Here is a 25,919-nt window from a genome sequence, read left to right on the forward strand (position 1 = left end):
TCCCGTCCGGTGATCGGGGTGCTCCTGTTCGTCGGACTCGCGGTGCTGGCCGGGTCCATTGCCGTCGTCATCACCATCGGCCCCGCCAGTCTCTCGGTCGGCGACGTCTACGCGGTGGTCCTCGAACACGTCGGTCTCGGCAGTTCCGGCGTGAGCAGGATCAAGGACGGCATCGTGTGGGAGCTGAGGCTGCCCCGGACCCTCCTCGCGGCGGTGTGCGGCGCCGGACTGGCGCTGTGCGGGACGATCATGCAGTCGCTGCTGCGCAATCCGCTCGCCGATCCGTTCGTGCTCGGCATCTCGTCGGGCGCATCCACCGGCGCCGTGCTGGTCGTCGTCCTCGGACTCGGCGCCGGGGCGGTGTCGCTGTCGGCGGGCGCCTTCGCCGGGGCGGTGCTCTCGTTCGCCCTGGTGATGCTGCTGGCGACCGGCGCCGGCGGCGGCACATCCAGGGTGGTGCTCGCCGGAGTGGCGGGAACGCAACTCTTCTCCGCGCTGACCTCCTTCATCGTGATCTCCTCCGCCGATGCGGAACAGACCCGCGGGGTCATGTTCTGGCTGCTGGGATCCCTGTCCGGTGCCGACTGGGCCGACGTGATTGTGTGCGGGGCCGTCACCGTCGCCGGCCTCCTGGTGTGCCTGACGCAGTCGTCGGCGCTCGACGCCTTCACCTTCGGCAACACCGCCGCCGCATCGCTCGGGGTCTCGGTGCGCGGGGTCCGGATCCTCCTGCTCGGCATCACCGCACTCGTCACCGCCGCCCTGGTCAGTGCCGCGGGGGCGATCGGGTTCGTCGGCCTGGTCCTGCCCCACGCCGCCCGATTCCTCGTCGGCCCCCGGCACAGCCGGCTGCTGCCCACCGCCGCCGTGGTCGGCGCGATCTTCATGGTGTGGATCGACGCGATCGCCCGCACAGTCTTCGCGCCACAGGAAGTTCCGGTCGGTGTCGTCACCGCCCTGATCGGCGTCCCCGCCTTCGCCGTCATCCTCTTCCGCATGCGGAGCACGCCATGACCCTGCGCGCGAAGAACGTCGGCTGGAGCCGTGGCGGACAACTCGTACTCGACGGGGTGTCCATCGAGCCGGCACCGGGCGAGACCATCGGACTGCTCGGCCCCAACGGCTCGGGCAAATCCTCGCTGCTGCGACTGTTCAGCGGGATCGCCGAACCCCACACCGGCCGGGTCCTCCTCGGCGACACCGACATCCGGACCCTCCGACGACGGCAGATCGCCCGCCGGGTGGCGATGGTCGATCAGCATTCCGACACCGAGGTCGACATCACCGTCGGCGACATCGTGCGGTTCGGGCGCATTCCGCACCGCGGGATGTTCGGCGGCGACGAGACCGCCGACGCCGTTGCTGTCGAGCAGGCACTCGAGCACACCGGCATGACGTCGAAAGCACATCGGCTGTGGCACACCCTCTCCGGGGGAGAACGTCAGCGCGCCCAGATCGCCCGGGCCCTCGCGCAGGAACCGGACGAACTGCTACTCGACGAGCCGACCAACCATCTCGACATCCGCCATCAACTCGACATCCTGTCCCTGGTCGCGCAGCTCCCCCTCACCAGCTACGTCGCCCTGCACGACCTCAACCTGGCCGCGATGTTCTGCGACCGCGTGATCGTCCTCGACCACGGGCGGGTCGTCGCCGCCGGCACCCCTACCGAGGTGATCACCGAGGCCCTCGTCGACCAGGTGTATCAGGTCCGGGCGTGCGTCACCGTCGACCCGGTCATCGGGTATCCCACCGTCACCTACCGGCCGCAATCCGCCCGCGACCCCGTACCCCGCTGATCGAATCCGCCGCCACCCGCCACGGTGACCGTCCCGTACAGGTACCGGCCCCCGTTCCACATCGGGTCTCACTCCTTCCGGCCGCCGGGACGCAATGGCGCCCCCGCACCACCCGGTGCGGGGGCGCCGTCGTCGTCAGAGGCTGGCGCGGACCAGCTTCGCGGCGTCGACCAGGTTGCGCAGCGACGCCTTCACCTCCACCGTGCCGCGGGTCTTCAGTCCGCAGTCCGGGTTGACCCACAACCGCTGCGCCGGAACCGCTTTGAGCGCCTCCTTCAACGACACCGTGATCTCCTCGACACTCGGCACCCGCGGGGAGTGAATGTCGTAGACACCCGGACCGACGCCGAGGTCGAAGCCGACCGCGTTCAGGTCACCCAGGACCTCCATGTGCGAGCGGGCAGCCTCGATCGACGTCACGTCGGCGTCGAGGTTCGCGATGGCGTCGATGACCTCACCGAACTCCGAATAGCACAGGTGGGTGTGGATCTGTGTCGAGTCCGCCACCCCCGACGTCGCCAGCCGGAACGCCCCGACCGACCAGTCCAGGTACGCGGGCTTCTCCGCCGCCCGCAGCGGCAGCAGCTCCCGCAGCGCCGGCTCGTCCACCTGCACGATCCGGATCCCGGCGCCCTGCAGATCCACCGTCTCGTCGCGAATCGCCAGGGCCACCTGGTTCGCCGAGTCCGCCAGCGGCTGATCGTCGCGCACGAACGACCACGCCAGGATCGTCACCGGACCGGTCAGCATCCCCTTGACCGGACGCTCGGTGAGCGACTGCGCGTACGTGATCCAGTCGACGGTCATCGGGTTCGGCCGTCGCACATCCCCGTACAGGATCGGCGGACGCACGCACCGGGACCCGTACGACTGCACCCACCCGTTCTCGGTGGCGAAGAACCCGTCCAACTGCTCGGCGAAGTACTGCACCATGTCGTTACGTTCCGGCTCGCCGTGCACCAGCACGTCGAGTCCCAACTTTTCCTGCAGCGCCACCACATCGGCGATCTCGGCGCGCATCCGGGCCAGGTACTCGGCCTCGTCGATCTCACCCCTGCGCAGCGCCGCCCGGGCCACACGAATCTGCGTCGTCTGCGGGTACGAGCCGATGGTGGTGGTCGGCAGCAGCGGCAACTCCAGCCCGGCCTGCGCCTGCCGGCGCTGATCCGCCGGGGAACGGCCGCCGTCGGAGCTCAGGATCGACTCGAGCCGGCCCCGGATCGCACCGTCGCGCAACCGGGGGTCGGTGGCGCGGGTCGACGCGGCCGCGCGGGCGAGGGCGAACTCCTCCTCGACCGTCTCGCGGCCCTGGGTGAGGGCAGCGGCGAGGGTGACGACTTCCCGGACCTTTTCGGTGCCGAACGCCAGCCACGAGCGCAGCGCCTTGTCCACGTTCTTCTCGGCGCCCAGGGTGTAGGGGACGTGCAGCAGCGAGCACGACGTCGAGACCGCGATCGACCCGGTACTGCCCAGCAACGTGCCGAGCGTGCCGAGGGCGTCCTCGAGGTCGGTGCGCCAGATGTTGCGGCCGTCCACGACGCCTGCCACGAGGTGCTTGCGGGACAGCTCGGGAACCGAGGCGAGGGTGTCGGATCCGGCGACCAGATCGACCGCCAGGCCTTCGACGCCGGTCGATGCGAGCGCAGGCAGTGCGTCGCCGAGGCTGCCGAAGTACGACGCGAGCAGGAGCGCGGGGCGGGATTCGACTGCGGAAAGCTGGTCGTAGACCCGCTTCGCGGTGGCGATCTCCTCCGGGGTGCGGTCGGCGACCAGGGCGGGCTCGTCGATCTGCACCCACTCGGCGCCGGCGTCGTAGAGCTGACCGAGCAGGTCCGCATACAGCGGCACGATCTCGTCGATCCGGTCGAGCAGGGGTGCGTCCGAGCCGACGGCCTTCGACAGCATCAGGAACGTCACCGGGCCGATCACCACGGGGCGGGCCGCGATCCCCAGCTCCAGTGCTTCGCCGAGCTCGGCGATCACCTTCGATGCATCCAGGGTGAAGGTGGTGTTCGGGGTGATCTCCGGGACCAGGTAGTGGTAGTTGGTGTCGAACCACTTGGTCATCTCCAAGGGGGTGACGGTGTCGGTGCCGCGGGCGGCGGCGAAGTACCGGTCCAGTGGGTTGTCGAGGTCGGCGACGCGGTCGGGCAGGGCGCCGAGCAGGACGGCGGTGTCGAGGACCTGGTCGTAGTACGAGAAGGTGCCCACGGGGATCGAGTCGAGGCCGGCGTCGCGCTGCGCGGTCCAGGTCTGCTCGCGGAGCTGGTTCCCGACGGTGGCCAGGGCGTCGGCGTCGATTCGGCCTGCCCAGTAGCCTTCGACGGCCTTTTTGAGTTCGCGGTTCGGACCGATACGAGGTGAGCCCAGTACGGTCGCGGTGAAGAGGGTGGTCACAGTGTCTTATCTCCAGTTACAAGCGTGGAAGGACCACCACCGGCAGAACGAGTACACCTCTCGAGCCCGAGAAAGAACATGCTGGCGCACGAGAAGGTCTACACGCCCATTCCCCGAGGCGGTGGACCGCCGGGCACGGCGTGCCCGACACAGTCGGCAGGTCTTCGGACTCGCGGGCACCCAGTGCTATCCACCGGACCTAGTGGCCGTCGCTTCCCAGACAAGGTGCCCAGTGCATGATGACGGCGGTCGTTCCCACTCACCGCTGCGGGACAGTCCCGGATTCTCACCGGGTTCCCTCTCACACCCCGAATCCCGAAAAGAGTTCGGCGTGCTTCGACGCCAGGTGCGGTCTTCGGGGCTCCTCACGACCGCGCCGGGCGAACCAGCTGCACCGGTGAGCATAAAGCACGCGCCCGGGCTCTGGTTCCCCCACCACCGGGGCTGTTCAGGTCCCTGACCACACCGCGCGTTCGCCCCGCAGGAACGCCGCCACCCCGGCCTGGAAATCGGTGCTGCCATACACCGCGCGGATCAGATCCGCGGAGTCCGGCAACCCAGCGACACGGATGCGGCGCAGCACCTCCCGCGTCGAGACCACCGTCAACGGCGCCGCCACCAATAACTCACCGGTCACCTCCGCCACGAGCGCATCGAAGCAGTCGGGGCCGGTGACCTCGGCGACGAACCCGATCGCCGCGGCCTCGACGGCGGGCAGCATCTTCGCTCTCGCGACCATTGCGGTCAGCCGGGCGGACCCGATCCGATCGGCGAGCAGTGCCAAGGGATACGCCGAGAGCGCATTGCCCAGGGTCCGGGCGATCGGCAGCCCGAACATCGAGCCCGTCGTCGCGATCCGGACATCGCACGCGGCCGCCAGCACCAACCCTGCCCCCGCGCACACCCCGTCGACCACCGCCAGCGTCGGCACCCGAACCCCCTCCAGCAGTTCGAGGATCGACACGAACCGGTCCTCGTACGCCACCCCGTCCTCCCCGTTGGCGAACGACCGGAAGTGCGCGATGTCCGATCCCGCCGCGAAGGCCCGACCCGATCCCCGCAACACCAGCAGCCTCACCGAAGGATCCGCGTTCACCCGGTCGCATACCTGCCCGAGCTCCTCGTACATCTGCGGTGTCAGCGCGTTGAGCTTGCCTGGCCGGTTGAAGGTGACGGTCACGACCGCGTCCACCTGGTCGACGATCAGCTCGCGTGTCGGGGGCTCGGGGGACACCGCCGCCCTGGTGGTTGTCATCGTCGTCATACTCGCCCTCACCGCTCAGCGTTCCAATTTTCCGCACCATGGTGGTCGGCCCCTGCAACGCTACGTCGGCAAGCAGAAAGGCGAAATACGTTGCAGCTGAGTTATTTTGCGGCATGATATGAGAAGATTTGCGAACCTTGCAACGACAGGCCACTCTCGGTGTCCCCCATATCGAGCTCCGCTGCGCTCCGCCCGGTGAAGAGCGTTCTTGTTTGTTCCCTTCTGGCCTTCCGACCTGACTTAGGACATTACTGGCGGGTAGATCCCCAGTCGCTGCTGTGACCAGCGGATTCGCGTGTTGTCGGGACCGGAATGGGGCACTAAGCGGGTAGGGTTCCGGTGTGACGTACGTGCGGAAGGTACGCACCGCGTCCGGTGCGGTGGCGGTGCAGGTCGTGCGCAAACACCGTGGTCGGCGGGAAATCGTGGCGCATGTCGGCTCCGCCCACACCGACGCCGAATTGGGTGTTCTGCTCGAGCAGGCCCGCCGGCTCGCCCTCGGTGACCAGGGCATGTTGGAGCTGGGTGTGCCCGAGCCAACCGCCCGGGTCGCCGAAGTGGCGGACTGGCGGTCCGGCCAACTCCCCGTTCCGACCGGCAAGAGTGGCGGGTTGGCTCCATCAGGGCGGACGGTGCGCACGAGCGCACGGCTGCTCTACGACGTGATCGGATCCGTCTACGACCGGCTCGGTTTCGATGTCGTCGACGACTCGGTGTTCAAGGACCTGGTGATCGCCCGGATCGTGGAGCCGACCTCGAAGGTTGACGCACTGCGGGTTCTCGGCGATCTCGGTGCAAACGACCTGTCCTACAAGACTGTTCAACGACACCTGGCGCAGATCGGCCCCGGAGGCTACCGCGACCAGATCGCCCGCCGGTGTTTCGAGTACGCCGCCGAAACCGGCGGACTGAGCCTGGTGTTGTACGACGTCACCACCCTGTACTTCGAGGCGGAGAAGGAGGACGACCTCCGCAAGGTCGGCTACTCGAAGGAACGCCGCGTCGACCCCCAGATCGTGGTCGGACTGCTCGTCGACCGCACCGGGTTCCCCCTCGAGATCGGCTGTTTCGAGGGCAACAAAGCCGAAACCCACACCATCGTGCCGATCGTCCGTCAGTTCCAGGCCCGGCACGACATCGCCGGCGTGGAGATGGTCGTCGCCGCCGACGCCGGCATGCTCTCCGCAGCGAACCTCAACTCCCTCGACGAGGCCGGGCTCAAGTTCATCGTCGGCTCCCGCATGACGAAGGCGCCCGGGGATCTGGCGAACCACTTTCATTGGAACGGTGACGTTTTCACCGACGGGCAGATCGTCGACACCGTCACCCCGCGACACGGGAACAGTGTCGTCAACAACGTGAAGAAGCGATCCGAGCCGGCGTGGGACCCAGCCGCGCACGCCAGTTCCTGGCGCGCGGTCTGGCAGTATTCGAAACGACGTGCGGTCCGCGACAACCAGACCCTCAATGCCCAGGAGGAACGCGCCCGTGCCGTCGTCGCCGGCGGGAAGGCGCCGAAGGCGACGCGGTTCGTCAAGACCACCGCCACCGGTCGCAGCCTCGACATCTCCGCGCTGGACCGTGCCCGGTCGCTGATCGGATTGAAGGGCTACATCCGCCATCATCCCCGCCTCGATCATGAACCCGGGTGAGGTGATCGCGAAGTACCACGACCTCTGGCAGGTCGAGCAGTCATTCCGCATGTCCAAGACAGATCTACGAGCCCGGCCGATCTTCCACCACACCCGCGACGCGATCGAAGCGCACCTGACCATTGTGTTCGCTGCCTTGGCGGTCGCCCGTTGCATTCAGGACCAGACCGGGATCGCGATCGCCAGGCTGGTCAAACAGCTGCGCCCCCTGCGGACATCCACCATCGACATCAACGGCGTCACGGAGGATTTCCCGCCGCAGGTACCGCCTGCTCAACGGGAGATCCTTACCCGACTCGGCCTCGAAACGGGGCACTAAGCGAAATGTCCTAAGTCAGGTCCGAGTCTCGCCGGCGGTGACCTGCGCACAACCGCCGACGCCTACGGCGGCCCAAGGGCTCCGAAAATTCTTTCCTGCGCTTCGCTCCCCCAAGGTTTTTCGGCTCGACAGTTGCACTCCGGCCCCCTCATACCGACGGACCTCTCCTTTGCCAGAAGGGCACAAAAAATGATCGGGCCGCGCAGGTGGCCCGGCTGAGCATCGGAGGTTCTGAGTGAGCACCACCATCGTCCTCGACACGGTCATCGACCCCATCGCCGTCGCACGCTATCAAGGCGGACGTGTCACTAGTAGCGTGTCGCTGCTTAGTTCCGGCCTGTTTCGTTGAGAGGGTGGGGAGCGGCAGACTTCCCTTCCCCTCTGCCGGTCAGGACTGTTGTCATGCCTTCGCAGAAGAAGCGTCCGGTGACGTTGAGCTCGGCTGATCGTGAATTCTTGGAACGATTGACCACCACCGGGGTGCATCCGGCCTCGATGATCCGCCGAGCCCGGGTGTTGCTGGCGCTGGACACCTCGGCCGGGGTGGTCGATGAGAAGAAGGTGATCGCGGCACGGCTGGGCGTCTCGGGTGAGACGGTGCGACTGGTGGCCAAGCGGTTCGCTGAAACCGGTCAGGACGTGGAAGCCACGATCGGACGCAAGCAGCGTGACCTCCCACCGGTGCCGTCGCAGATCACCGGCGAGATCGAGGCCAGATTGATTGCGTTGGCGTGCACACAGCCCCCGGCGGGGCATGCCCGGTGGTCGCTGCGACTGCTGGAGAAGCACGTCGCCCTGGTCGACGACATCCCCGACCTGGACCACTCGACCATCGGCCGGATCTTAAAAAAACGAAACTTCGTCCTCACCTGAAGAAGTGCTGGACCATCCCACCAAAGGCGAACGCGGAGTTCGCAGCCCGGATGGAAGATGTCCTGTCGGTCTACGCCCGCCCCCACGATCCCTCACGCCCGGTGGTGTGCATGGACGAGAAGCCCTACCAACTCCTCGCTCACGTGCGTGACCCGATCCCAGCAGGCCCGGGACGCGATCTGAAGGAGGACTGACGAGTACGTGCGGCACGGGACCTGCTCGATCTTCTGCTGGGTCGAGCCCCTGGCCGGCTGGCGGCGTGTCGATGCCCAGCCCCGGCGCACCAAGGTCGACTGGGCCCGGCAGGTCAAAGAGCTACTGTGCGTGGACTACCCGGACGCAGAGACGGTGGTGCTGGTGATGGACAACCTCAATACTCACGGCATCGGATCGCTCTACGAGGCCTTCGAGCCGGCCGAGGCGTTCGCGCTCGCGCAGCGGCTCGAGATCCACCACACCCCCAAACACGGCTCGTGGCTCAACATCGCCGAGATCGAGCTCTCGGTGCTGACCCGGCAGTGCCTGGACCGGCGCATCGAGGACCTCGAGACACTGGGCGCCGAACTCGCCGCCTGGCAACGACAGACCAATGCCGATCAACGTCAGGTCCAGTGGCACTTCACCACCGACGACGCCCGCATCAAACTCCGCCACCTATATCCCAAGACTTAGCGGCGACGGTCTACTAGTCCGGAGAAGCTGGTTGTGCGAGGAACGTCGGACCTGCACAAAGGTGCGTGGCCGTTGGGAGTGCCGAGGGTGCACCCGCGGATAGCTAGACCGCCCGTTCGGTGCGGCCGCTGAGAATCCCGCACCGAACGGAACTAGGAGGATTTCCGAACATCGGGGATAGTGTAGCCCCCGCCGAGTGCGGTCGAATTCCCATTCTCGCGCCATTTATGAAAGGGTTTGAATTACCTGTTCTAATTCTAGGGATTCGGTAATTCGAGCAGGTATATACGCTCGCTGCTGGGGCGAATTGCATTCCGGGGGAAGCCGCTTCTTCCTGGGGTGAAATACGTCGCCGTCCCGCCGTGCGCTCAACCGGGAGTCGATTCGATGAAAGTGGCATGTAAAGGCCACAATGTCGAAGTGGTGGCGAACTGGAGGCGGACGAAAGAAAGGCTCCAAATAGCTCGAAAAAGAGCCGGTATATGTAGAAATATCTCCAATTTCGACTACAATAAGAATTGCAGGTTCAGCGCAAATGGGGAGGATTAAAAATGTCGGTTCAGGTGTACAGCGAAAGCTCGTGTGTGCAATGTAATGCCACCTATCGGGCCCTCGATAAAGAGGGGATCGAGTACTCCGTGATCGATCTGGAGGGCGACCCTCACGCCGTGAACGCTCGGCTACAGCCAGGTCCCGGTCGTCATCGCCGGTGACCAGCATTGGGGCGGTTTCCGTCCTGACCGCATCAAAGCTCTCGTAGCTGCCTGAGTCCCGACCGACCCCGGCCCGACGACCATGCCATCACGAAAGGACCGCCCAGTGACCGCCGCCGCCCTCGCGCTCGTCCCGGATGACACCGCCGTCGACACCGACCAGATTCAGGGCCTCGAAATCGACACCAATACTCATACCGATGTCGAGGCCCTCTGCCTGTGTGCTCTCTTGTGGGCGCCCACTGAGGCTGCGGCCCGGGCTGTCGCCGCCCTCGAGGCCGAAGATTTCGAACGACCCATCCACCGCGAACTGTTCACCGTGATCGCCCGACTCGTGCGCGCCGGAAAACCCCACGACACCACGATGGTCGCCGCCGAACTCGAACGCACCGGAAACCTCGCCGGCCACCACGGCTCCGAACGGTCTCGCTACCTGGCGAACATCACCACCCGCGGAGCCGATCGCATCGCCGTCGACCACTACACCCGCACCGTTGTCAGCCAGGCGTACCGGCGCAGCTTCCGCGCCGCCGCCCAGTCCCTCGCGCAAGCCGCCGAGCAGCTGCCCGAAGATCAGCTCTTCGAGCACATGGTCGCGCTCGGGCGCCGGCAGCGAGTTGCCACCAATCGTCTCAACCACCTCAGAGGAGAAGGCCAGTGACCCTCCACGCCAACGGCATACACACCGACGACGAACGTGACGCGTGGAACCTCCACGAAGCGGGGCTCAGCTGGACGCAGGTGGGCCGGGAGATCGGCTGCACCGAATCCGCGGCCCGCGCGTTCGCCTCCGCCTACCAGCAGCGCACCGACGCAGCCGCGGGCGAGAACCAAGGCGCCTTGTTCTGATGCGGGAGAACCGCGTGAACGGAAATGCGGAAATACGGATAGGCGGAAATCCGTATGAGGAGAGTCCCCGGCCCGAGGCCGGGGACTCCCCTGGCGTTTGAGGTCTTGCGGGTCAGCTGCCGAACCGGAACCAGAACCTGACCACCCGGCCGACAGCGGCGATCACCTTCGCGAAGTCGCGGAGACCGACGGTGCTACCGGTGAGGATAACGATGAGGATGGCGGTGACCAGGCAGGCGGTCACGAAGAAGACGAAGCACGCGGCGATCACCAGGGCGATCGAGACCAGGATTTCGGGTTGGGCCATGTGGACCCCTTTCTGTTGGCGGACACACGACGACAGCAACCGTTGTGGTGCTGCCCAATGAGTGATCTCCAACAGAGGGGCGAGCCCTCTCCCCACCGCAGGTGGGATACCCCAATCATCACTTGGGCCTGGCGCTTCCGTCAATAGAGACGTCGCAAACAGCATGCGGGGTCGACACAGCCCCGCAGGGCCACGACGCCGCCGTCGTGCAGACCGTCGCCGACGAGGTCATCGACAGGCACGAACGACGATGATCCGGCGCGCCCGGCGGCCGGTGCGAACTCCCGGGTGATCACACGGCGGAGTCCGCGACAAGCCATGTCGGGACGGGGTGCGGGGACGCCTTTATCTCGCCCGGGGGTCGACCGCACGACGGTTTAGTGGTAATGATTCCCAATACTGATCATGTTTTTCTATCGAGGAGTTTCGCGTGTCTTGGTCCCGATCGTTCCGTGTCACCACTGTGGCCGCAGGCCTGTCCGTTGCCGCGGCCCTGACCCTCACCGCGTGTGGGTCCGACCAGGAGACCGACACGGCCGCCGGCCCGGTGACTGTGGTGGCCTCGACCAATGTGTGGGGCAGCGTCGCCCAGGCCGTCGCCGGGAACAGGGCCGAGGTCACCTCGATCATCACCGAGCCGTCCTCGGATCCGCACTCGTTCGAGGCGAGCCCGGCCGATGCCGCGACGATCTCCGACGCGTCCCTGGTCGTCTACAACGGCGGTGGGTACGACCAGTTCGTCGACGACATCCTGGGCAGCGGCAACGGAAACAGTGATCAGCGCACCGTCAACGCCGTCGACATTCTCGAAGGCGGAGGACAGGACCGGCACGAGAGCGCGGCGGCTCCCACCGGCGAGTCACCCGAGGGGCACGAGCACGGCGAGATCAACGAGCACGTCTGGTACGACGTCGCGGTGGTCGAGGCGACCGCGCATGCCATCGCGGACCAGTTGGGCGAACTCGATCCCGACAATGCCGGCGCGTATCGGGCCAACGCGGACGCCTTCTCCGGTCAGCTCGCGCAGATCACGGCGGTGACCGACTCGATCGCCGCGACCCATCGGGACGCCCCTGTCGCGGTGACCGAGCCGATCGCCCATTATCTCCTCGAGGAGGCCGCCCTGCGGGATGTCACTCCGGAAGGGTTCACCAGCGCCATCGAGAACGGCAACGACCCGGCGGCCGCCGACGTCGCCGCCGTCCGGCAACTGTTCGCGGACAAGCAGGTCAAGGCCCTGGTCTACAACGTGCAGACCCAGGACAACGTCACCGAGGACGTGCGGGCGACGGCCGAGGCGGACGGGATTCCCGTCGTCGAGGTCACCGAAACCCTGCCCGAGGGCCTCGACTACCTGCAGTGGCAGACCGACACCGCGAAGGCGCTGGCCGCAGCGCTCGATAGGGGTTGATCGTCTTGTGACCGAACCGATGTCGAGCAACGCCGACCACCGGCGCACCCCCGCGGTGCAGCTGCGGGGGGCGCGGCTGGCGTTCGGTGACCGCACCCTGTGGCAGGACCTCGACCTCACCGTGGAACCGGGCGAGTTCGTCGCCGTCCTCGGCCCCAACGGATCCGGCAAGACGTCGCTGCTGAAGGTCCTGCTCGGCCGGCTCGCCCTGCGCTCCGGCACCGCACGCATCGCCGGATCCCCGGCCCGGGCGGGCAATGCCCACGCCGGATACATCCCCCAGCAGCAGTCCCTCGACGACGGGCCGCGGCTGCGGGGACGCGACCTCGTCGGGCTCGGTGTCGACGGCCACCGGTGGGGCACCGGCCTGCGCCGGCGGAGGGCCCGGCGCGCGATCGTCGACGCCGCCATCGCCGAGGTCGGGGCGCAGGATTATGCGGACGCACCGATCGGGTCGCTGTCCGGCGGGGAGCAGCAGCGGCTGCGGATCGCGCAGGCCCTCGTCGGGGATCCGCAGGTCCTGCTGTGCGACGAGCCGCTGCTGAGCCTGGATCCGGCGAACCAGCGCCGGGTCTCGGGTCTGATCGACCGGCGGCGGCGCACCCACCAGACCGCGGTGCTGTTCGTGACCCACGAGATCAATCCGATCCTGCCGCTGGTCGACCGGATGCTCTACCTCGTCGACGGCCGGTTCCGCATCGGCAGATCGGGCGAGGTCATGACCTCGGCGGTGCTCTCGGAGCTGTACCGCACCGACGTCGAGGTGCTGCACGTACACGGCCGCGTCATCGTGATCGGGACCGGCGACGACCTCGACGCCCTCACCGGCGCGGGCGGACTGCGCCCCGGCGAGGGTGTGCGCCACCTCCCCGAGGAGGACCGGTGAGCAGCAGGTGACGACCGCTACGCGGCGGCGCCGTTGACGGTCCGGCGAGGACCGAGCAGGGCACCGGACCCTGCTACCTTTAACGGAAATGATTTCCATTACGGAGGTGTCATGGTTGCTCGCACCGACCCTGCCGACGAGGGTGGTCCGACGGTGGGACTGTGCGCGGGAATGCGGTGCGCCGCCCTGTGGCGCCGCCGCGGTGACGAATCCACGTCCGATGTGTTCCGCGCGGAAGGCCCCGAGCGGATTCGGAACCTGATCCGCACCACGAAAGGTGGGGTGCTGGTGCGACTCCCGTGTATGGGGTCGTGCAGCCAGGGTCCTGTCGTCGGTGTCGCCTACCGGCCCGCGCACAGCGCGACACCGGAGGGCGCGACGTGGATCGCTTGCGCCGATGCTCCGCGGACCTACTCCGCCCTCGTGGAATGGGTCGCCGCCGATTGGTCACGAGGTCCGGTGACGGCGCCACCGTCGCTGCGGCGGCGTCCGTAGCGCAGTACCGAGTGATGCGGGCGGCCGTGGCACCGGGTTGCCTCCGGTCGGGGCAGGCATGATGGGGCGCGTGCATGCTGCGACCGGGCCCCGTCTGACCTCGATGCACGTGTTCGGGGCGCTGCTGGTCGCGGCGTTGTTGTTCCGGCACTCGCTCATCGGCTTCGTCAACTCGTTTCCGACGCTGCAGACCGCTGCCACCGTGTTCACCGGCGTCTTCGTGCAGGCGACACCGTTCCTGGTGCTCGGGGTGCTGATCAGCGGGGCGCTCGCCGCGTTCGTGTCCCCGCGGGTGCTGCGCGCGGTGCTGCCCCGGCGTGAATCGGTGGCGGTCGGGGTGGCCGGGCTGGCGGGCGCCGCCCTGCCGGGATGTGAATGCGGGGCGGTGCCGGTGGCCCGCCGGCTGATGGATCAGGGGGCACCGAGCGCGGCGGCGTTGACGTTCCTTTTGTCCGCTCCGGCGATCAACCCGGTGGTACTGGTCGCCACCGCCGTCGCCTTCCCGGGTGAGCCGGCGATGGTGGTGGCACGCCTGGCCGGTTCGCTGGCGACCGCACTGGTCATGGGGTGGGTGTGGTCCCGAATTGGGGCGGGCCGAGTGGATCACCGCGAGGCTGCGCCACTACGACACCGACAGCGGTGGTTCCCGGTGGGTGGTGTTCGCCGAATCCGCCCGTCACGATCTGCTGCAGGCCGGGTCGTACCTGGTTCTCGGCGCCGCGGCCGCAGCCGGGCTGCACGTGTTGGTGCCGTCGTGGATCTACGAGCACCTTGCGGGGCAGATGCTGCTCGCCATCCTCGTGATGGCGCTGCTGGCGGTCGTGTTGGCCCTGTGCTCGGAGGCCGACGCGTTCGTGGCGGCGAGCATCTCGATGCTGCCGTTGCTGCCGCGGTTGGTGTTCCTGGTGGTCGGGCCCGCGGTGGACGTCAAGCTCATCGCCATGCAGGCGGGTAGTTTCGGCCGCGCGTTCACGATCCGGTTCGCCCCGCTCACCTTCGTCGTCGCGGTGGTGTGCGCCTGCGTGGCCGGGTATCTCGTGCTCGGTGGTGTCCGGTGAACCGCGAGACCGCGAACGTTCTGCTCCTGTTGGTCGGCGGGGCGCTGGTCAAGATCGCCGTCGACGGCAGCTACGTCCGCTACGTCAAACCCGGCCTGCTGCCGTATCTGCTGGCCGCCGCCCTGCTGATCATTGTCCTGGGAATCGCCGCGATTGCCCGCGATGTTCGCCGTGGGCAGGCGCCGGACGCAGACGATGACTCGGATGGGCACCGGCACGGCACCCGGCCCTACTGGATGCTGCTGGTGCCGGCCGCGGTGATCCTGTTCGTGGCACCGCCCGCGCTAGGGGCGTCGTCGGTGGGATCGTCGACGGCGCAGCAGACGATGGGGGCGCCGGAGAAGACGGCGTTTCCGCCGCTCCCGGACGGTCCCGCACCGGAAGTGCCGCTGCTCGAGGTCATCGGGCGGGCGGCCCGGGATTCGACCGGCAGCCTCGAGCACCGTCGGATCACCACCGCCGGGTTCGTGCTCGCCACCGGCCACGGCGGCTCCGCCCGGGTCGACGGCGGCCGTGACGGCCTGGACCTGGCCCGGGTGCTGATCATCTGCTGCGCCGCCGATGCCCGCACCATCCGGGTGCACCTCGACGGCAACCTCGGCGACATCCCCGAGGGGACCTGGCTGTCGGTCACCGGGGTCGTGCAGACCGGCTCCGCTACCGCCGGCACCGGCTACACACCCACCCTCACGGTCACGCACGCGTCCCGCATCCCGGCCCCGGTCAACACCTACGCGTACTGACCGGCCCGAACGACGGCCACACGAACCCACCCTCCCGCGCCCACGGCGGGCTGGGCGGTAACGGCCCGCTGACCAGAGTCTTTTCGGGTCCGGTGAGGGTGCGGCGCCCGGAGGTCGGTTCGACAGTGCAGCCACCCCACCCACCCTTATTGGCAATGGTTATCATTAATGGATGACTGCTGTACCCCCACCTTCGTCTGAGTCGCGTCCGCGGAGACCGCACCGACCGAGTCACCCGACCGGCTGGCCGATGCGCGCTCGGTGCCGCGGCACCGACACCGGGACGTTCTTCTCGCCCACCGGCGAGAGCCGCACGGCACGGGATCGGCGCGAGAATGCGGCGAAAAAGCTGTGCGCCCAGTGCACGGTGATGCGGCCCTGTCGTGACTACGCACTCGCAACGGGCGAGGCGTACGGCGTGTGGGGCGGGATGACGGAGCGCGAGCGCAGGCGCGCGGCAGCCCAGAGGCCGACGAGGCGCAGTGAGCAACAGTAGCTTCCGGCTTTCCCCTTGCGCAGGTCAGGGCGCTTGGCGGGGCACTAGCATGGGACACAAGTCCCCGGTAGAGAGGTCCTGCCGGCTCGGGCACCTGGGTGCGGGCACGGGATCCGTGACAAAGAGGAGTGGGTTCATGTTGCATGCGCTGGTGGTGAAGGCGGCGTCGACGGTCGTGACGGGCGCGGTCGGGGTGGCCGCGTACGAAGGGGTCAAGAAACTCGTCGGGAAGGCCCCGCTGCGGGGCGCCGCGGTGACGGCGACGGCCTGGGGTCTGCGCGGGGTCCGCAAGGCCGAAGAAGGCGCCGAGTCCGCCCGGCTCTCGGTCTCCGATGTCGTGGCCGAAGCCAAGGAGCGGATCGGTGAGGAGGCCTCCCTGCCCACCGAGCCCGAGCCCGGGCATGGGCATGGGCATGACCACGCCCACTGACATCGGCGCCGCCCCCACGGCACCCGGTGCGCTGACCGATGCCGACGTGCCGGACGGCGTGCGGGTCGTGGCCCATGCCGGTGGGCGCCTCCGGATCCGGGCGGACTGGCTCACATCCAGTCCCGGACGGGCGGTCGCCGTCGAGGACGCCGTCACCATGATCTCCGGGGTGCGGGCCGTGCACGCCTACCCGCGCACCGCGGCGGTCGTGGTCTGGTACTCCCGCACCCGAGCCGACCTGCACGAAGTCCTGGACGCCATCGCCACCGGTGAGAAGACTTCTCGGTCACACGTCCCGCATCGGCCACCCCGGTCGGCGGAGGTCACCACCGGTGATGTCCTGCGCATGGCGATCGGCGGCGCCGCGCTGGCCCTGCTGGGACTGCGCCGGTACGCCCTGCGCCGGCCGCCGATGCTCGGCCCCACCGGCCGTCTCGTCGCCACCGGTGCCACCGTCTTCACCGGCTACCCGTTCCTGCGCGGGGCGCTGCGCGCGCTCGCCGGCAAACGGTCCCCGGGCACCGACGCTTTGGTGTCGGCGGCCACCATCGCCAGCCTGGTGCTCCGGGAAAACGTGGTGGCCCTGACCGTGCTGTGGCTGCTCAACATCGGGGAATACCTGCAGGATCTGACCCTGCGCCGGACCCGCCGGGCGATCTCGGAGCTGCTGACCGGAACGCAGGACACCGCCTGGGTGCGGCTCCCGGACGGCTCCGAGGTGTCGGTGGACGTCGAGCGCCTCGAGGTCGGCGACGAGGTCATCGTCCACGATCACGTGGCGATCCCCGTCGACGGCACCGTCGTCGACGGACAGGCGATCGTGGACCAGTCGGCGATCACCGGGGAGACCCTGCCCGTCAGCATCGAGACCGGCAATCGGGTCCATGCCGGATCCGTGGTCATCCGCGGTCGCCTGGTGGTGACCGCCTCGGCGGTCGGCAAGGACACCACCATCGGGCGCATCATCACCCGGGTCGAGCAGGCCCAGGAGGATCGGGCCCCGATCCAGACCGTCGGGGAGAACTTCTCCCGCCGCTTCGTGCCCGCCTCCTTCGTGCTCTCGGCGGTGACCTTGCTGCTCACCCGCGATGTGCGGCGGGCGATGACGATGCTGCTGGTGGCGTGCCCGTGCGCGGTCGGCCTGTCCACCCCGACCGCGATCAGCGCGGCCATCGGCAACGGTGCCCGCCGCGGCATTCTCATCAAGGGCGGCTCGCACCTCGAGCAGGCCGGCCGCGTCGATGCGGTCGTGTTCGACAAAACGGGAACCCTGACCGTCGGGCGGCCGGTGGTGACCAACATCGTCGCCTTCGACGACGCCTGGACCCCCGAACAAGTCCTCGCCTACGCCGCCAGCTCCGAGATCCACTCCCGCCACCCCCTGGCCGCCGCCGTCATCCGCAGCACCGAGGAACGGCACATCGAGATTCCCCCGCACGAGGAATGCGAGGTCCTCGTCGGACTGGGCATGCGCACCATCGCCGACGGGCGCACCCTCCTGCTCGGCAGCCCCTCCCTGCTGCGCAACGAGAACATCACCGTCACCGGCGAAGCCGCGCAGTGGGTCAGCCGACTCCGCAGCCAGGCGGAAACCCCGCTCCTGTTGGCCGTCGACGGCACCCTCGTCGGGTTGATCAGCCTCCGCGACGAAGCCCGACCGAACGCCGCCGCCGTGCTGCGCAGACTCCGCGCCGACGGGGTCAAACGGATCGTGATGCTGACCGGTGACCACCCGGACACCGCGGCCGCGGTTGCTGCCGAACTCGGCATCGACGAATGGCGCGCCGAGGTCATGCCCGACGACAAACTCGAAGCGGTGCGCGCACTGCAGCAGGCCGGCCATGTCGTCGCCATGGTCGGGGACGGCACCAACGACGCCCCGGCGCTCGCGGCCGCACGGGCACCAACGACGCCCCGGCGCTCGCGGCCGCGGACATTGGCATCGCGATGGGGTTGGCCGGCACCGATGTCGCCGTCGAGACCGCCGACGTCGCCCTCGCGAGCGACGAGCTGGACCGGATCCTCGACGTCCGCGACCTCGGCCGCCATGCCGTCGCCGTCATCGGGCAAAACTACGGAATGTCCATCGCCGTCAATGCGATCGGACTCCTCGTCAGCGCCGGCGGTGCCCTCTCCCCGGTGCTCGCCGCCGTCCTGCACAACGCCTCCTCGGTCGCCGTGGTCGGTAACAGCTCGCGGCTGATCCGGTACACACTCTGAACTCGTCCACGAGGATGCAAGTTCGAGCAGCCGGCCATACTCTCCGCGGAAGACGTGGAGAGCTGGGAGGACCCCGGTGCACATCACCTGCGTGGCAACGGTAGTGGTTGCGGTGGGCTGCCTGGCAGCTGGGATGCTGTCCGCCTGCTCGTCCGGCGATTCGACGAGCGGCGGCGGCACGGGTCCTCCGACGGCGACTACTCGAACCCCGAGTTCGACCGGCTGCTGCGCGCGTCCGCCGGTGAGACCGATCCGCAGAAGGCGCAGGAACTCACCGATCAGGCGCAGGAGGTGCTGCTGCGTGACCTGCCCGCCGTCCCGATGTGGTACCGCAACGCCGCGAGCGGCTGGTCGGAGAACGTGTCGAACGTGACCATCGACTGGAAGGGCATCCCGATGTACTCCGACATCGAGAAGAACTGACATACCGAACAGCTGAAGGGCGCTCCGCCGCCCAGGGTTTCCGTCGACCACGGGGCGGGGCCGCGGTACTCGGCCGCTAGCCCGGCGAGGCAGGGACCGTTTGTTGTCGACGCATACCCGGCCGCGGCAGATGCCGTCGGGTATGCGGCGTTGACCGTCGTCGTCGTGACCCCGGTAGTGTCGGCCGCCCGTGTGCGGCATCAGATCGGGGACGGACCTGTTTACAAGGAATTGATTCCGATGACGGCCGCGACCGCGACGGCCGGGATCAACACACCCAGCCCGAGTGAGGCCAGCCGGGCCCCGGCGGTGCGGTGACGGGCGAGGTGGAACACCGCCAGTCCGGTCAATCCGAGGGCCGCCGCGGCCAGCACCAGGTAGATCGGAGTCACTACCAGCACTGCGCCGCCGCCGACAGCGACGCCAGCCAGAATCCAGCCCCACCGGACATCCTCGACTTCGAGACTCGACGCCGCACCCATCAGTCACTCCCTCGCTGACCGTGACCTTACCCGGCACGAGAAGGCGATGATAATCATTTTCGACAACGACGAAATTCCGATGTAGCGTTTCCGTTTACGTCATGACAATCGTTGTCGAAAGGGTGCTCGTGGGTGAGACAGTCGACGGCCGGACGCCGCTGATCCTGGTTTCCGGGTGGAACGGTCGCACCGAGGACGCGGCGCGGTCGCTGCTCCGCGACGGCACCGTTGTCGTGCATCACGACCTCGGCCTCGTCCGCGAAGGCGTCGTGCGCCGCACCGTCACCACGCTGGAGTCGGGGGCGCCGCGCGAGCGCCTCGGCATCCTCGAACTGGCGCACGGCTGCATCTCCTGCACGTTGCGCGAGGACCTTCTTCCGCTGCTCCGCCGCCTGCACACCCGCAGTTCGGTGCAGCGCATCGTGCTGCACCTCGACCGCAGGCTCGAACCCGAGGCGGTGTGCTGGGCGGTCGAGCACGTGGCGGTGTCCGGTGTGGTGGGGCAGATCGACGGCCCGGCGTCGCGGGACGTGCGCGTCGACGGCGTCGTCACCTGCCTCGACGCGGGATCGTGGCTGGCCGACGCCACCGGCGACGACGCGCTGGACGATGACCGCACCGTCGCTCAGGTCGCGGTCGGGCAGGTCGGGTTCGCCGACGCCCTGGTGGTGTCGGGTAGCGCAGGCGACGGCTGGCAGCAGGCCCGCCTCCACGCCGTCCTGTCCCGGCTCGCACCGGGCGCGCCGATCGACTGGGGCGGGGACACCCTCGATATCGAGCGGTTGCTGCTCCGCATCCCCGCCGACGCCCGACGCGGCGAACCGATGCACACCCATTCGCCGCTGCTGCGCGGGCAGCCGCCGCTGTCCCACGACTGCGGGGTGATGCTGGTCGAGTTCACCGCCACCCGGCCGTTCCACCCGGAGCGACTACACGAGGCGATCGACGTGCTGCTCGAGGGCGTCGTCACGGCTCGCGGACGGATATGGGTGGCGACCCAGCCGGACGAGGCGCTGTGGTTCGAGTCCGCCGGTGGGGGACTGCGGGTGGCGAGCGCCGACCGCTGGCTGGCCGCGATGACCCCGGAGGAACAGGGACAGGTCGCGGTCGGGCGGCGGGCGATGGCCGCGTTGTGCTGGGACGAGCGCTTCGGCGACCGGCACACGTCGATGGTGGTGCTGGTGCACGCGGCCGACCCCACCGAGATCGACCGCGCGCTGCAGTGGGCGCTCGTCACCGATGACGAACTCGCGGACGAGGACGGCTGGCAGTCGTGGCCCGACCCGTTCGGGCAGTTTCACGAAGATCCCTGCGAGAGCAGTGAATCACCCTATGCAGAAACCGAATCGAGAGAGGGACACGAATGAAACCAGGAATCCATCCCGACTACCACCCCGTGGTGTTCCAGGACGCGAGCACCGGAACGGCGTTTCTCACGCGGTCGACGGTGACGAGTGACCGCACCGCCCTGTGGGCGGACGGTAACACCTATCCGCTGGTGGTCGTGGACGTGACCAGCGAGTCGCACCCGTTCTGGACCGGCGCGCAGCGCGTGATGGACACCGCGGGCCGCGTCGAGAAGTTCGAACGCCGCTACGGAGTGCGCAAGCGCCCGTGAGTACTTCTCTAACCGCCTGCGGTTAACAAGTACTCACGGGTCGACGACGAAGGAGGAGACACACCATGGCAGTACCGAAACGCAGAATGTCGCGGTCCAATACCCGCAGCCGGAGATCGCAGTGGAAGGCCCAGGCGCCCGACCTCGTCGAGGTGACGGTGGGCGGCGCCACGCATCGCGTGCCGCGCCGGCTGGTGAGGGCCGTAAAGCTGGGAGTGGTGGACCCGGCCGGGAAGTGACGCTCCTCATGCGAACCTTGGCGGGTGCTGCTGTCCATCCTGGCACTGGTGGGTATCGCGATGTTCGCGGCCTCGGGCGCGCCCCGGTGTGGGTGACGAAGCGCCTCGACATCTTCGGTGTGCGTGGTCGGTGTCTTCACCGCTCTCGGTGGCGGGACCGTCCCAATCTCGGGATCACTCCGTACTCGAAAGGGTAGGCGAACAAATGCGCGGGCACGGTGCCACGTCGAGACGCGCCGGGCAGGCTCGCTGCACGAAAGGAGCCGTGCCCGGTTGACGAGACACTGCCCTCGTACCCGAGCCATTAATGAAAACAGTTATCATTATTGAATGACTGTTACTCGGCCGCCTCTCCCGGTCACCGTCCTGTCCGGGTTTCTCGGAGCGGGCAAGACCACCCTGCTCAATCACATCCTCGCCAACCGGGACGGACGACGGGTCGCTGTCATCGTCAACGACATGAGCGAGGTCAACATCGACGCGGCGCTCGTCGCCGGGCAAGGCCACTTGGACCGGACGCAGGAAAAGTTGGTGGAGCTCACCAACGGCTGCATCTGCTGCACCCTGCGGGAGGACCTGATCGAGGCGGTCGCGAGGTTGGCGGAGGAGGACCGGTTCGACCAGCTCGTCATCGAGTCCACGGGGATTTCGGAGCCGATGCCCGTCGCGGCCACCTTCGACTGGGAGTTCGAGGACGGGTTCAGCCTCGGCGCGGTCGCGGCACTGGACACGATGGTGACGGTCGTGGATGCGTCGACGTTCCTCGGTGAGCTGGCAAAGGGGCAGCGCCTCGACGAGCGCGACCTCGAGGCCGGAGAGGGCGATCAGCGCAGCATCTCCGACCTTCTCGTGGACCAGGTGGAGTTCGCCGACGTCATCCTGTTGAACAAGACCGATTTGGTGAGCGAGCGCGCCGCGGGGACGGTGGAGGCGGCGCTGCGCAGGCTCAACCCAACCGCAAAGCTACTGCGAACCAGGCAAGGGGTGGTTGACCTCGGCGAGGTCCTGGAGACGGGTCTGTACAACCCCGAGCTCGCCGCCCAGGCTCCGGGCTGGGCCGACGAGCTGGCCGGAGGTCACACCCCGGAGACCGAGGAGTACGGGATCCGCAGCGTCACGTACCGGGCGTCCCGCCCGTTCCACCCCGTCCGGCTCGAGCAGGCGTTGGGGCAGTTCACCGGACTGCTGCGCAGCAAGGGTTTCTGTTGGATCGCGAGCCGTCCCGACCTCGCGGCGATCTGGTCGCAGGCCGGTCCCAATCTGGTGATCGAGCCGGCGCAGCTGTGGACGTCGACCGAGGAGACACCCGGACAGGAGATCGTCTTCATCGGTGTGCGACTCGATCCGGACGGGCCCGCCCGCATCCTCGATCGTGCGCTGCTCACCGACGACGAACTGGCGGCAGGGCGCACCGCGTGGACCCGTTTCGAAGACCCCCTACCCGCGTGGGAGCCGGTGCACGACCACTAGACCGGCGATAGGAATGGGGACTCCAGTCTCGCCATTCTTGTCGAAAATTGTTGGTTTGACGACAACCGCTACGAACTGCGGAAATCGCCTGAAAATGCGTCGACAACACGTGTCGAGAAACTATGTCGAAAAACCTCTGATTGGGGTATTTTCGACATATGTTGCTTGGCTATGCACGTGTATCGACTGCAGACCAGAATCCCGAGCATCAAATCGACGCACTGCGCCGCGCCGGAGTGGCGGCCGCGGACATCCACGTCGACCATGCGGGTGGGGCGAAGGCATCACGGCCGCAGCTGGATCTGGTGCTGCAGCGGCTCCGCGAGGACGACGTCCTGGTGATCACCAGGTTGGACCGGCTGGGCCGGTCGATGCTGCACCTGATCACCCTCGGCGCCGACCTGCGCGAGCGGGGCATCGGTCTGAAGGTGCTCGAGCAGGGCATCGACACCGCCACTGCCGAGGACCGCGCCATGTTCGGGATGTTGTCGGTCCTGGCAGAATTCCAACGCGAGCTGATCGCCGCGAACACCCGCGACGGCCTGGCCGCCGCCCGGGCCCGCGGCCGCAAGGGTGGCCGCCCGTCGAAGCTCAGCTCCGACCAGATCGCGCTCGCGCAACGCCTGTACGACGCAGGCGAACACACCGTCGCGCAGATCGCGGACATGCTGAAAGTGCCGCGCACCACCGTGTACGGGCACCTGAGCAAGGAAAAGAAGACCCGATCGGTGCACGCGGCGCCGCCCGAACCTTCGCCGCCTCTACGGTCCTCGCGCATCTGCCCGACGTGCGGGCACGAGCCCACCACTCGCGCCGAGGCCGCGCATCAACGCGCCGACCTCGCGGTGGATTGGCTGCACCTGGATCCGGACAGGCCCGGACAGCTGACCATCAGACACCACTGCCGCCATTGCGAACCCGATCAGCCCGCCGTCGACATCGCCTGCACCGTCTGTGGTGACGGCCCCATCCTCACCGGACCGTCCGCCGCACCCATGGAGAGCGGTGCGCTTCCCGATTCGATTCTCCGGTGGCTGACCGCCGCCGACTGGGACACCGTGCCCGCACTGCGGTGCCCCGATCACGTAATCCAATAGGACAGTGGCCGAAGGTGCCCAGGGAGGGCTCTCATGTCGGGTCGGAACAACCGGCAACGAACTCCGTGGATACTTCTCACATTGGTCGTGGCGTTCCGGGTTCGAGGTGTTCGACCAGGCGCACGAAAAAATTTTTCGAGCTGCTAGCTGGGCTTTTGTTTGTATCCGGGACGGGCTCGATGGACCGCAAGAACGGGAGCGGCAGGTATCACTCGGATCGACCGCCCCTGGGGCCTGGTTGGCGGCCGCGCGGCGCAGCCGTGTCGAATCCGATCGTGGCCTAGAGACTATTTTCGTATTACGATAATGGGCATGGCTGAGGAGACGATCAACGGAGCGCCCGTCACGGACGGGATGATCCAGAAGTGGGCAGACGAGGCCGAGGCCGGTTACGACGTCGAAAAGTTGCGCAAACGCGGCCGGCCGACCGTGGGGGAAGGCCCCGGCGCGGTGGTGCCGGTACGGATGGACGAGGCATTGCTGAAGGCCTTGAACGCCCGTGCCGAGCAGGAGCATGTTTCCCGCTCCGAGGCGATTCGAGAAGCGGTGCGTGCCTGGACCCAGGTCGCGTGAAGGCGCATAAATCCGCGCTCAAACACGGGATCAGCGAAAACGATGGCATCTACGCGGCAGAGCATCACGTATATACCGCTGGTCTGGACGACGACAACCCCGCGCGCGAGTTCCGGCTGGGTTTCGACCCGAACGGTCGGCTCCTGGAACTGGTTGTCCTGCGCTTCGACAGCGGGAACGAGCTGCTCATTCATGCCATGAAGGCTCGCTCGCAGTACTTCGACCTCTTGTAGCGATCGCCGCGAGGCCGGTACGAGAGCCTCCGCTAGAGGCGGACGGTGCGGCCGCCGGTCGAGGGTGTGCACCACGATCACCTCGCCCGTTCGAACGTAGCTGTAGTTCGGGACGTCGGTGGTGGCCCCCGGACTTCTTGTCCGCGTAGACGTTCGCCGAGGGTTGATCTCAGCTTTGGTGGATCGATCCGGGCAGGCCCACGGTACGGGCGGATGCGCCAACCTCGGAAATGTCCAGATCACACGGTGCCGGTGCTCACGCCACGACGCGGGCGGTCAAGGTCGGGATCGGGGCCGCCGAGACCGCCGAATCCACAGCCGTTGCCTGTACCCTGCCCGAACGGGTGCGGGGCAACGGTTTCGGGGTACTCGGATTGGTGCAGTCATTCGGTGACATGGGCTCGACGGTGGTGGCCGGCATCCTCTGGTCGACGCTCTCCCCGCTGGTGGCGTTCGGTTACGCCGCCGCGTGGATGCTGGCCTCCGTCCTTCTCTCGCCGCTGCTGCGGCCGACCAGCCCGCCCTCCGACCCCAACGATTCCCCGAGATCGGTGAAGGGAGAAACCGCATGACCGACACAGTGCAGCGGGTGTATCTGGCCCGGCACGGCCAAACAGCCCTCAACGCCGACGGTCGCCTGCGCGGCCTCGCCGACCCACCCCTGGACGACGTGGGCCGCGCCGAAGCGCGCCGGCTGGCCGTCCTGCTCGCGACGAAACACCCGGCCGTGGTCATCTCCAGTCCCCTGCGGCGGGCCGTGGCGACCGCCGAGGAAATCGCGGACGCCGCCAACACGGCGGTCCTGGTCGACGACCGGCTCAACGACCGCGACTACGGGCCCTGGACCGGAGCCGTGAAGGCAGACGTCATCGATGAGTTCGGCAGCGTCGACGCCGCCCCAGGAGTCGAGAGCGCCGACGCTCTGTCCGACCGCGTCCTGGCCGCGTTCCGTGCTCTGGTCGCCGAGGCCGACACCTGGCCCGTGGTGCTGGTCTCGCACGACGCGGTCAACCGGGCACTGCTGGCTTGCCTCGACCCCACTCTCGTCGACATAGGCCAGCGCACTGCCTGCTGGAACGAACTCACCCACCGCGCCGGCACCTGGCACGTCGACCTCTACGACCAGAAACCGCCCTGACCGTTCGCGCCGGTGAGTCGGTCCCGCCCCCGGCAGTCCGGGCGACCAGGTTCGGCACTCCG

Annotated in this window: 26 protein-coding genes, 5 pseudogenes and 1 riboswitch; of the genes and pseudogenes, 27 read left to right on the top strand and 4 right to left on the bottom strand. The window is 67.9% G+C overall.

Translation table 11 applies throughout. The features are described from left to right. The first annotated feature begins 9 nt into the window (after positions 1-9). Positions 10-1,014 carry an iron chelate uptake ABC transporter family permease subunit gene (locus H0B43_RS37835; RefSeq protein ID WP_312034081.1) on the top strand — a complete coding sequence of 335 codons (1,005 nt, stop codon included), beginning with the start codon at positions 10-12 and terminating at the stop codon, positions 1,012-1,014. Further along, positions 1,011-1,799, top strand: a complete 789-nt coding sequence (locus H0B43_RS37840) for an ABC transporter ATP-binding protein (RefSeq protein ID WP_185730227.1) — start codon at positions 1,011-1,013, stop codon at positions 1,797-1,799. The genes H0B43_RS37835 and H0B43_RS37840 overlap by 4 nt, the downstream gene beginning before the upstream one ends. A 135-nt stretch (positions 1,800-1,934) precedes the next feature. Here the strand turns inward: H0B43_RS37840 and metE are convergent, their stop codons facing one another. Both metE and H0B43_RS37850 read right to left on the bottom strand, forming a co-directional pair. Then, positions 1,935-4,196 carry a 5-methyltetrahydropteroyltriglutamate--homocysteine S-methyltransferase gene (gene metE / locus H0B43_RS37845; protein ID WP_185730226.1) on the bottom strand — a complete coding sequence of 754 codons (2,262 nt, stop codon included), beginning with the start codon at positions 4,194-4,196 and terminating at the stop codon, positions 1,935-1,937. 137 nt (positions 4,197-4,333) lie between these two features. Further along, positions 4,334-4,531, bottom strand: a riboswitch (cobalamin riboswitch). A 113-nt stretch (positions 4,532-4,644) separates the two neighbouring features. Then, the gene (locus H0B43_RS37850; RefSeq protein WP_185730225.1) at positions 4,645-5,451 is read right to left on the bottom strand and encodes an enoyl-CoA hydratase; all 807 of its coding nucleotides are present in this window, start codon (positions 5,449-5,451) and stop codon (positions 4,645-4,647) included. A 350-nt stretch (positions 5,452-5,801) separates the two neighbouring features. On the opposite strand from H0B43_RS37850, the pseudogene H0B43_RS37855 reads away from it, so the two are divergent. From H0B43_RS37855 to H0B43_RS37885, 7 genes and pseudogenes are all read left to right on the top strand, one after another. Continuing rightward, a pseudogene (locus H0B43_RS37855) lies at positions 5,802-7,431 on the top strand (IS1634 family transposase). Between the two features lie 402 nt (positions 7,432-7,833). After that, positions 7,834-8,304: a helix-turn-helix domain-containing protein gene (locus tag H0B43_RS37860; RefSeq protein ID WP_185730224.1), complete on the top strand. Its 471-nt coding sequence runs from the start codon at positions 7,834-7,836 to the stop codon at positions 8,302-8,304. A 50-nt stretch (positions 8,305-8,354) separates the two neighbouring features. Next, the gene (locus tag H0B43_RS37865; protein ID WP_185730223.1) at positions 8,355-8,498 is read left to right on the top strand and encodes a hypothetical protein; all 144 of its coding nucleotides are present in this window, start codon (positions 8,355-8,357) and stop codon (positions 8,496-8,498) included. Between the two features lie 7 nt (positions 8,499-8,505). Continuing rightward, the gene (locus H0B43_RS37870; RefSeq protein ID WP_185730222.1) at positions 8,506-8,976 is read left to right on the top strand and encodes a transposase; all 471 of its coding nucleotides are present in this window, start codon (positions 8,506-8,508) and stop codon (positions 8,974-8,976) included. Positions 8,977-9,527: 551 nt separating this feature from the next. Next, a pseudogene (gene nrdH / locus H0B43_RS37875) lies at positions 9,528-9,744 on the top strand (glutaredoxin-like protein NrdH). Between the two features lie 27 nt (positions 9,745-9,771). Further along, positions 9,772-10,350 carry a DnaB-like helicase N-terminal domain-containing protein gene (locus H0B43_RS37880; RefSeq protein ID WP_185730221.1) on the top strand — a complete coding sequence of 193 codons (579 nt, stop codon included), beginning with the start codon at positions 9,772-9,774 and terminating at the stop codon, positions 10,348-10,350. Then, the gene (locus H0B43_RS37885; protein WP_185730220.1) at positions 10,347-10,538 is read left to right on the top strand and encodes a hypothetical protein; all 192 of its coding nucleotides are present in this window, start codon (positions 10,347-10,349) and stop codon (positions 10,536-10,538) included. Before H0B43_RS37880 ends, H0B43_RS37885 begins: the two co-directional genes overlap by 4 nt. A gap of 112 nt (positions 10,539-10,650) precedes the next feature. Here the strand turns inward: H0B43_RS37885 and H0B43_RS37890 are convergent, their stop codons facing one another. Beyond that, complete coding sequence (locus H0B43_RS37890) at positions 10,651-10,845, bottom strand: hypothetical protein (protein ID WP_185730219.1); 195 nt, start codon at positions 10,843-10,845, stop codon at positions 10,651-10,653. Between the two features lie 430 nt (positions 10,846-11,275). Between H0B43_RS37890 and H0B43_RS37895 the strand changes: the two genes are divergently transcribed. The 9 genes and pseudogenes from H0B43_RS37895 to H0B43_RS37935 all read left to right on the top strand — a co-directional run. Further along, positions 11,276-12,256 carry a metal ABC transporter solute-binding protein, Zn/Mn family gene (locus tag H0B43_RS37895; protein ID WP_185730218.1) on the top strand — a complete coding sequence of 327 codons (981 nt, stop codon included), beginning with the start codon at positions 11,276-11,278 and terminating at the stop codon, positions 12,254-12,256. Positions 12,257-12,263: 7 nt separating this feature from the next. After that, positions 12,264-13,142, top strand: a complete 879-nt coding sequence (locus H0B43_RS37900) for an ATP-binding cassette domain-containing protein (protein WP_312034079.1) — start codon at positions 12,264-12,266, stop codon at positions 13,140-13,142. A 111-nt stretch (positions 13,143-13,253) separates the two neighbouring features. Next, a complete protein-coding gene (locus tag H0B43_RS37905; RefSeq protein ID WP_185730217.1) occupies positions 13,254-13,637 on the top strand; it encodes a hypothetical protein in 384 nt (127 codons plus the stop codon). Between the two features lie 61 nt (positions 13,638-13,698). Continuing rightward, positions 13,699-14,695, top strand: a pseudogene (locus tag H0B43_RS37910) (permease). Further along, positions 14,692-15,438, top strand: coding sequence for a TIGR03943 family putative permease subunit (locus H0B43_RS37915; RefSeq protein ID WP_185730216.1), 747 nt, complete (start codon positions 14,692-14,694; stop codon positions 15,436-15,438). Before H0B43_RS37910 ends, H0B43_RS37915 begins: the two are co-directional and overlap by 4 nt. Before the next feature lie 250 nt (positions 15,439-15,688). Then, entirely contained in the window at positions 15,689-15,934 is a 246-nt protein-coding gene (locus H0B43_RS37920) for a WhiB family transcriptional regulator (RefSeq protein WP_252190321.1), read from the top strand. A gap of 136 nt (positions 15,935-16,070) precedes the next feature. Continuing rightward, positions 16,071-16,364: a DUF1490 family protein gene (locus H0B43_RS37925; protein ID WP_185730214.1), complete on the top strand. Its 294-nt coding sequence runs from the start codon at positions 16,071-16,073 to the stop codon at positions 16,362-16,364. After that, a pseudogene (locus H0B43_RS37930) lies at positions 16,348-18,584 on the top strand (heavy metal translocating P-type ATPase). The gene H0B43_RS37925 and the pseudogene H0B43_RS37930 overlap by 17 nt, the downstream one beginning before the upstream one ends. A 183-nt stretch (positions 18,585-18,767) precedes the next feature. After that, a pseudogene (locus H0B43_RS37935) lies at positions 18,768-19,007 on the top strand (ABC transporter substrate-binding protein); the annotation flags it as partial. Positions 19,008-19,228: 221 nt separating this feature from the next. On the opposite strand, the gene H0B43_RS37940 reads toward H0B43_RS37935, so the two are convergent. Beyond that, positions 19,229-19,489: a hypothetical protein gene (locus H0B43_RS37940; RefSeq protein ID WP_185730212.1), complete on the bottom strand. Its 261-nt coding sequence runs from the start codon at positions 19,487-19,489 to the stop codon at positions 19,229-19,231. A gap of 101 nt (positions 19,490-19,590) precedes the next feature. On the opposite strand from H0B43_RS37940, the gene mrf reads away from it, so the two are divergent. From mrf to H0B43_RS37985, 9 genes are all read left to right on the top strand, one after another. Continuing rightward, positions 19,591-20,856, top strand: a complete 1,266-nt coding sequence (gene mrf / locus H0B43_RS37945) for a ribosome hibernation factor-recruiting GTPase MRF (protein WP_185730211.1) — start codon at positions 19,591-19,593, stop codon at positions 20,854-20,856. After that, on the top strand, positions 20,853-21,107 hold the full coding sequence (locus H0B43_RS37950) for a type B 50S ribosomal protein L31 (protein WP_185730210.1): 255 nt from the start codon (positions 20,853-20,855) through the stop codon (positions 21,105-21,107). Before mrf ends, H0B43_RS37950 begins: the two co-directional genes overlap by 4 nt. 65 nt (positions 21,108-21,172) lie before the next feature. After that, on the top strand, positions 21,173-21,346 hold the full coding sequence (gene rpmF, locus H0B43_RS37955) for a 50S ribosomal protein L32 (protein ID WP_185730209.1): 174 nt from the start codon (positions 21,173-21,175) through the stop codon (positions 21,344-21,346). A 330-nt stretch (positions 21,347-21,676) separates the two neighbouring features. Then, positions 21,677-22,816 carry a GTP-binding protein gene (locus tag H0B43_RS37960; protein ID WP_185730208.1) on the top strand — a complete coding sequence of 380 codons (1,140 nt, stop codon included), beginning with the start codon at positions 21,677-21,679 and terminating at the stop codon, positions 22,814-22,816. Positions 22,817-22,974: 158 nt separating this feature from the next. Further along, positions 22,975-23,913: a recombinase family protein gene (locus H0B43_RS37965; RefSeq protein ID WP_185730207.1), complete on the top strand. Its 939-nt coding sequence runs from the start codon at positions 22,975-22,977 to the stop codon at positions 23,911-23,913. Positions 23,914-24,225: 312 nt separating this feature from the next. Further along, the gene (locus tag H0B43_RS37970) at positions 24,226-24,486 is read left to right on the top strand and encodes a ribbon-helix-helix domain-containing protein (protein WP_185730206.1); all 261 of its coding nucleotides are present in this window, start codon (positions 24,226-24,228) and stop codon (positions 24,484-24,486) included. After that, entirely contained in the window at positions 24,483-24,719 is a 237-nt protein-coding gene (locus H0B43_RS37975) for a hypothetical protein (RefSeq protein ID WP_064079968.1), read from the top strand. Before H0B43_RS37970 ends, H0B43_RS37975 begins: the two co-directional genes overlap by 4 nt. Positions 24,720-24,949: 230 nt before the next feature. Then, positions 24,950-25,291 (top strand): hypothetical protein, encoded by a 342-nt coding sequence (locus H0B43_RS37980; RefSeq protein ID WP_185730205.1) that lies wholly within the window; start codon positions 24,950-24,952, stop codon positions 25,289-25,291. Further along, positions 25,288-25,857, top strand: coding sequence for a histidine phosphatase family protein (locus H0B43_RS37985; protein WP_185730204.1), 570 nt, complete (start codon positions 25,288-25,290; stop codon positions 25,855-25,857). The genes H0B43_RS37980 and H0B43_RS37985 overlap by 4 nt, the downstream gene beginning before the upstream one ends. The last annotated feature ends 62 nt before the right edge of the window (positions 25,858-25,919 follow it).

The sequence above is a fragment of the Rhodococcus sp. 4CII genome (assembly GCF_014256275.1).
In the GTDB taxonomy this organism is placed as follows: Bacteria; Actinomycetota; Actinomycetes; order Mycobacteriales; family Mycobacteriaceae; genus Rhodococcus_F; species Rhodococcus_F wratislaviensis_A.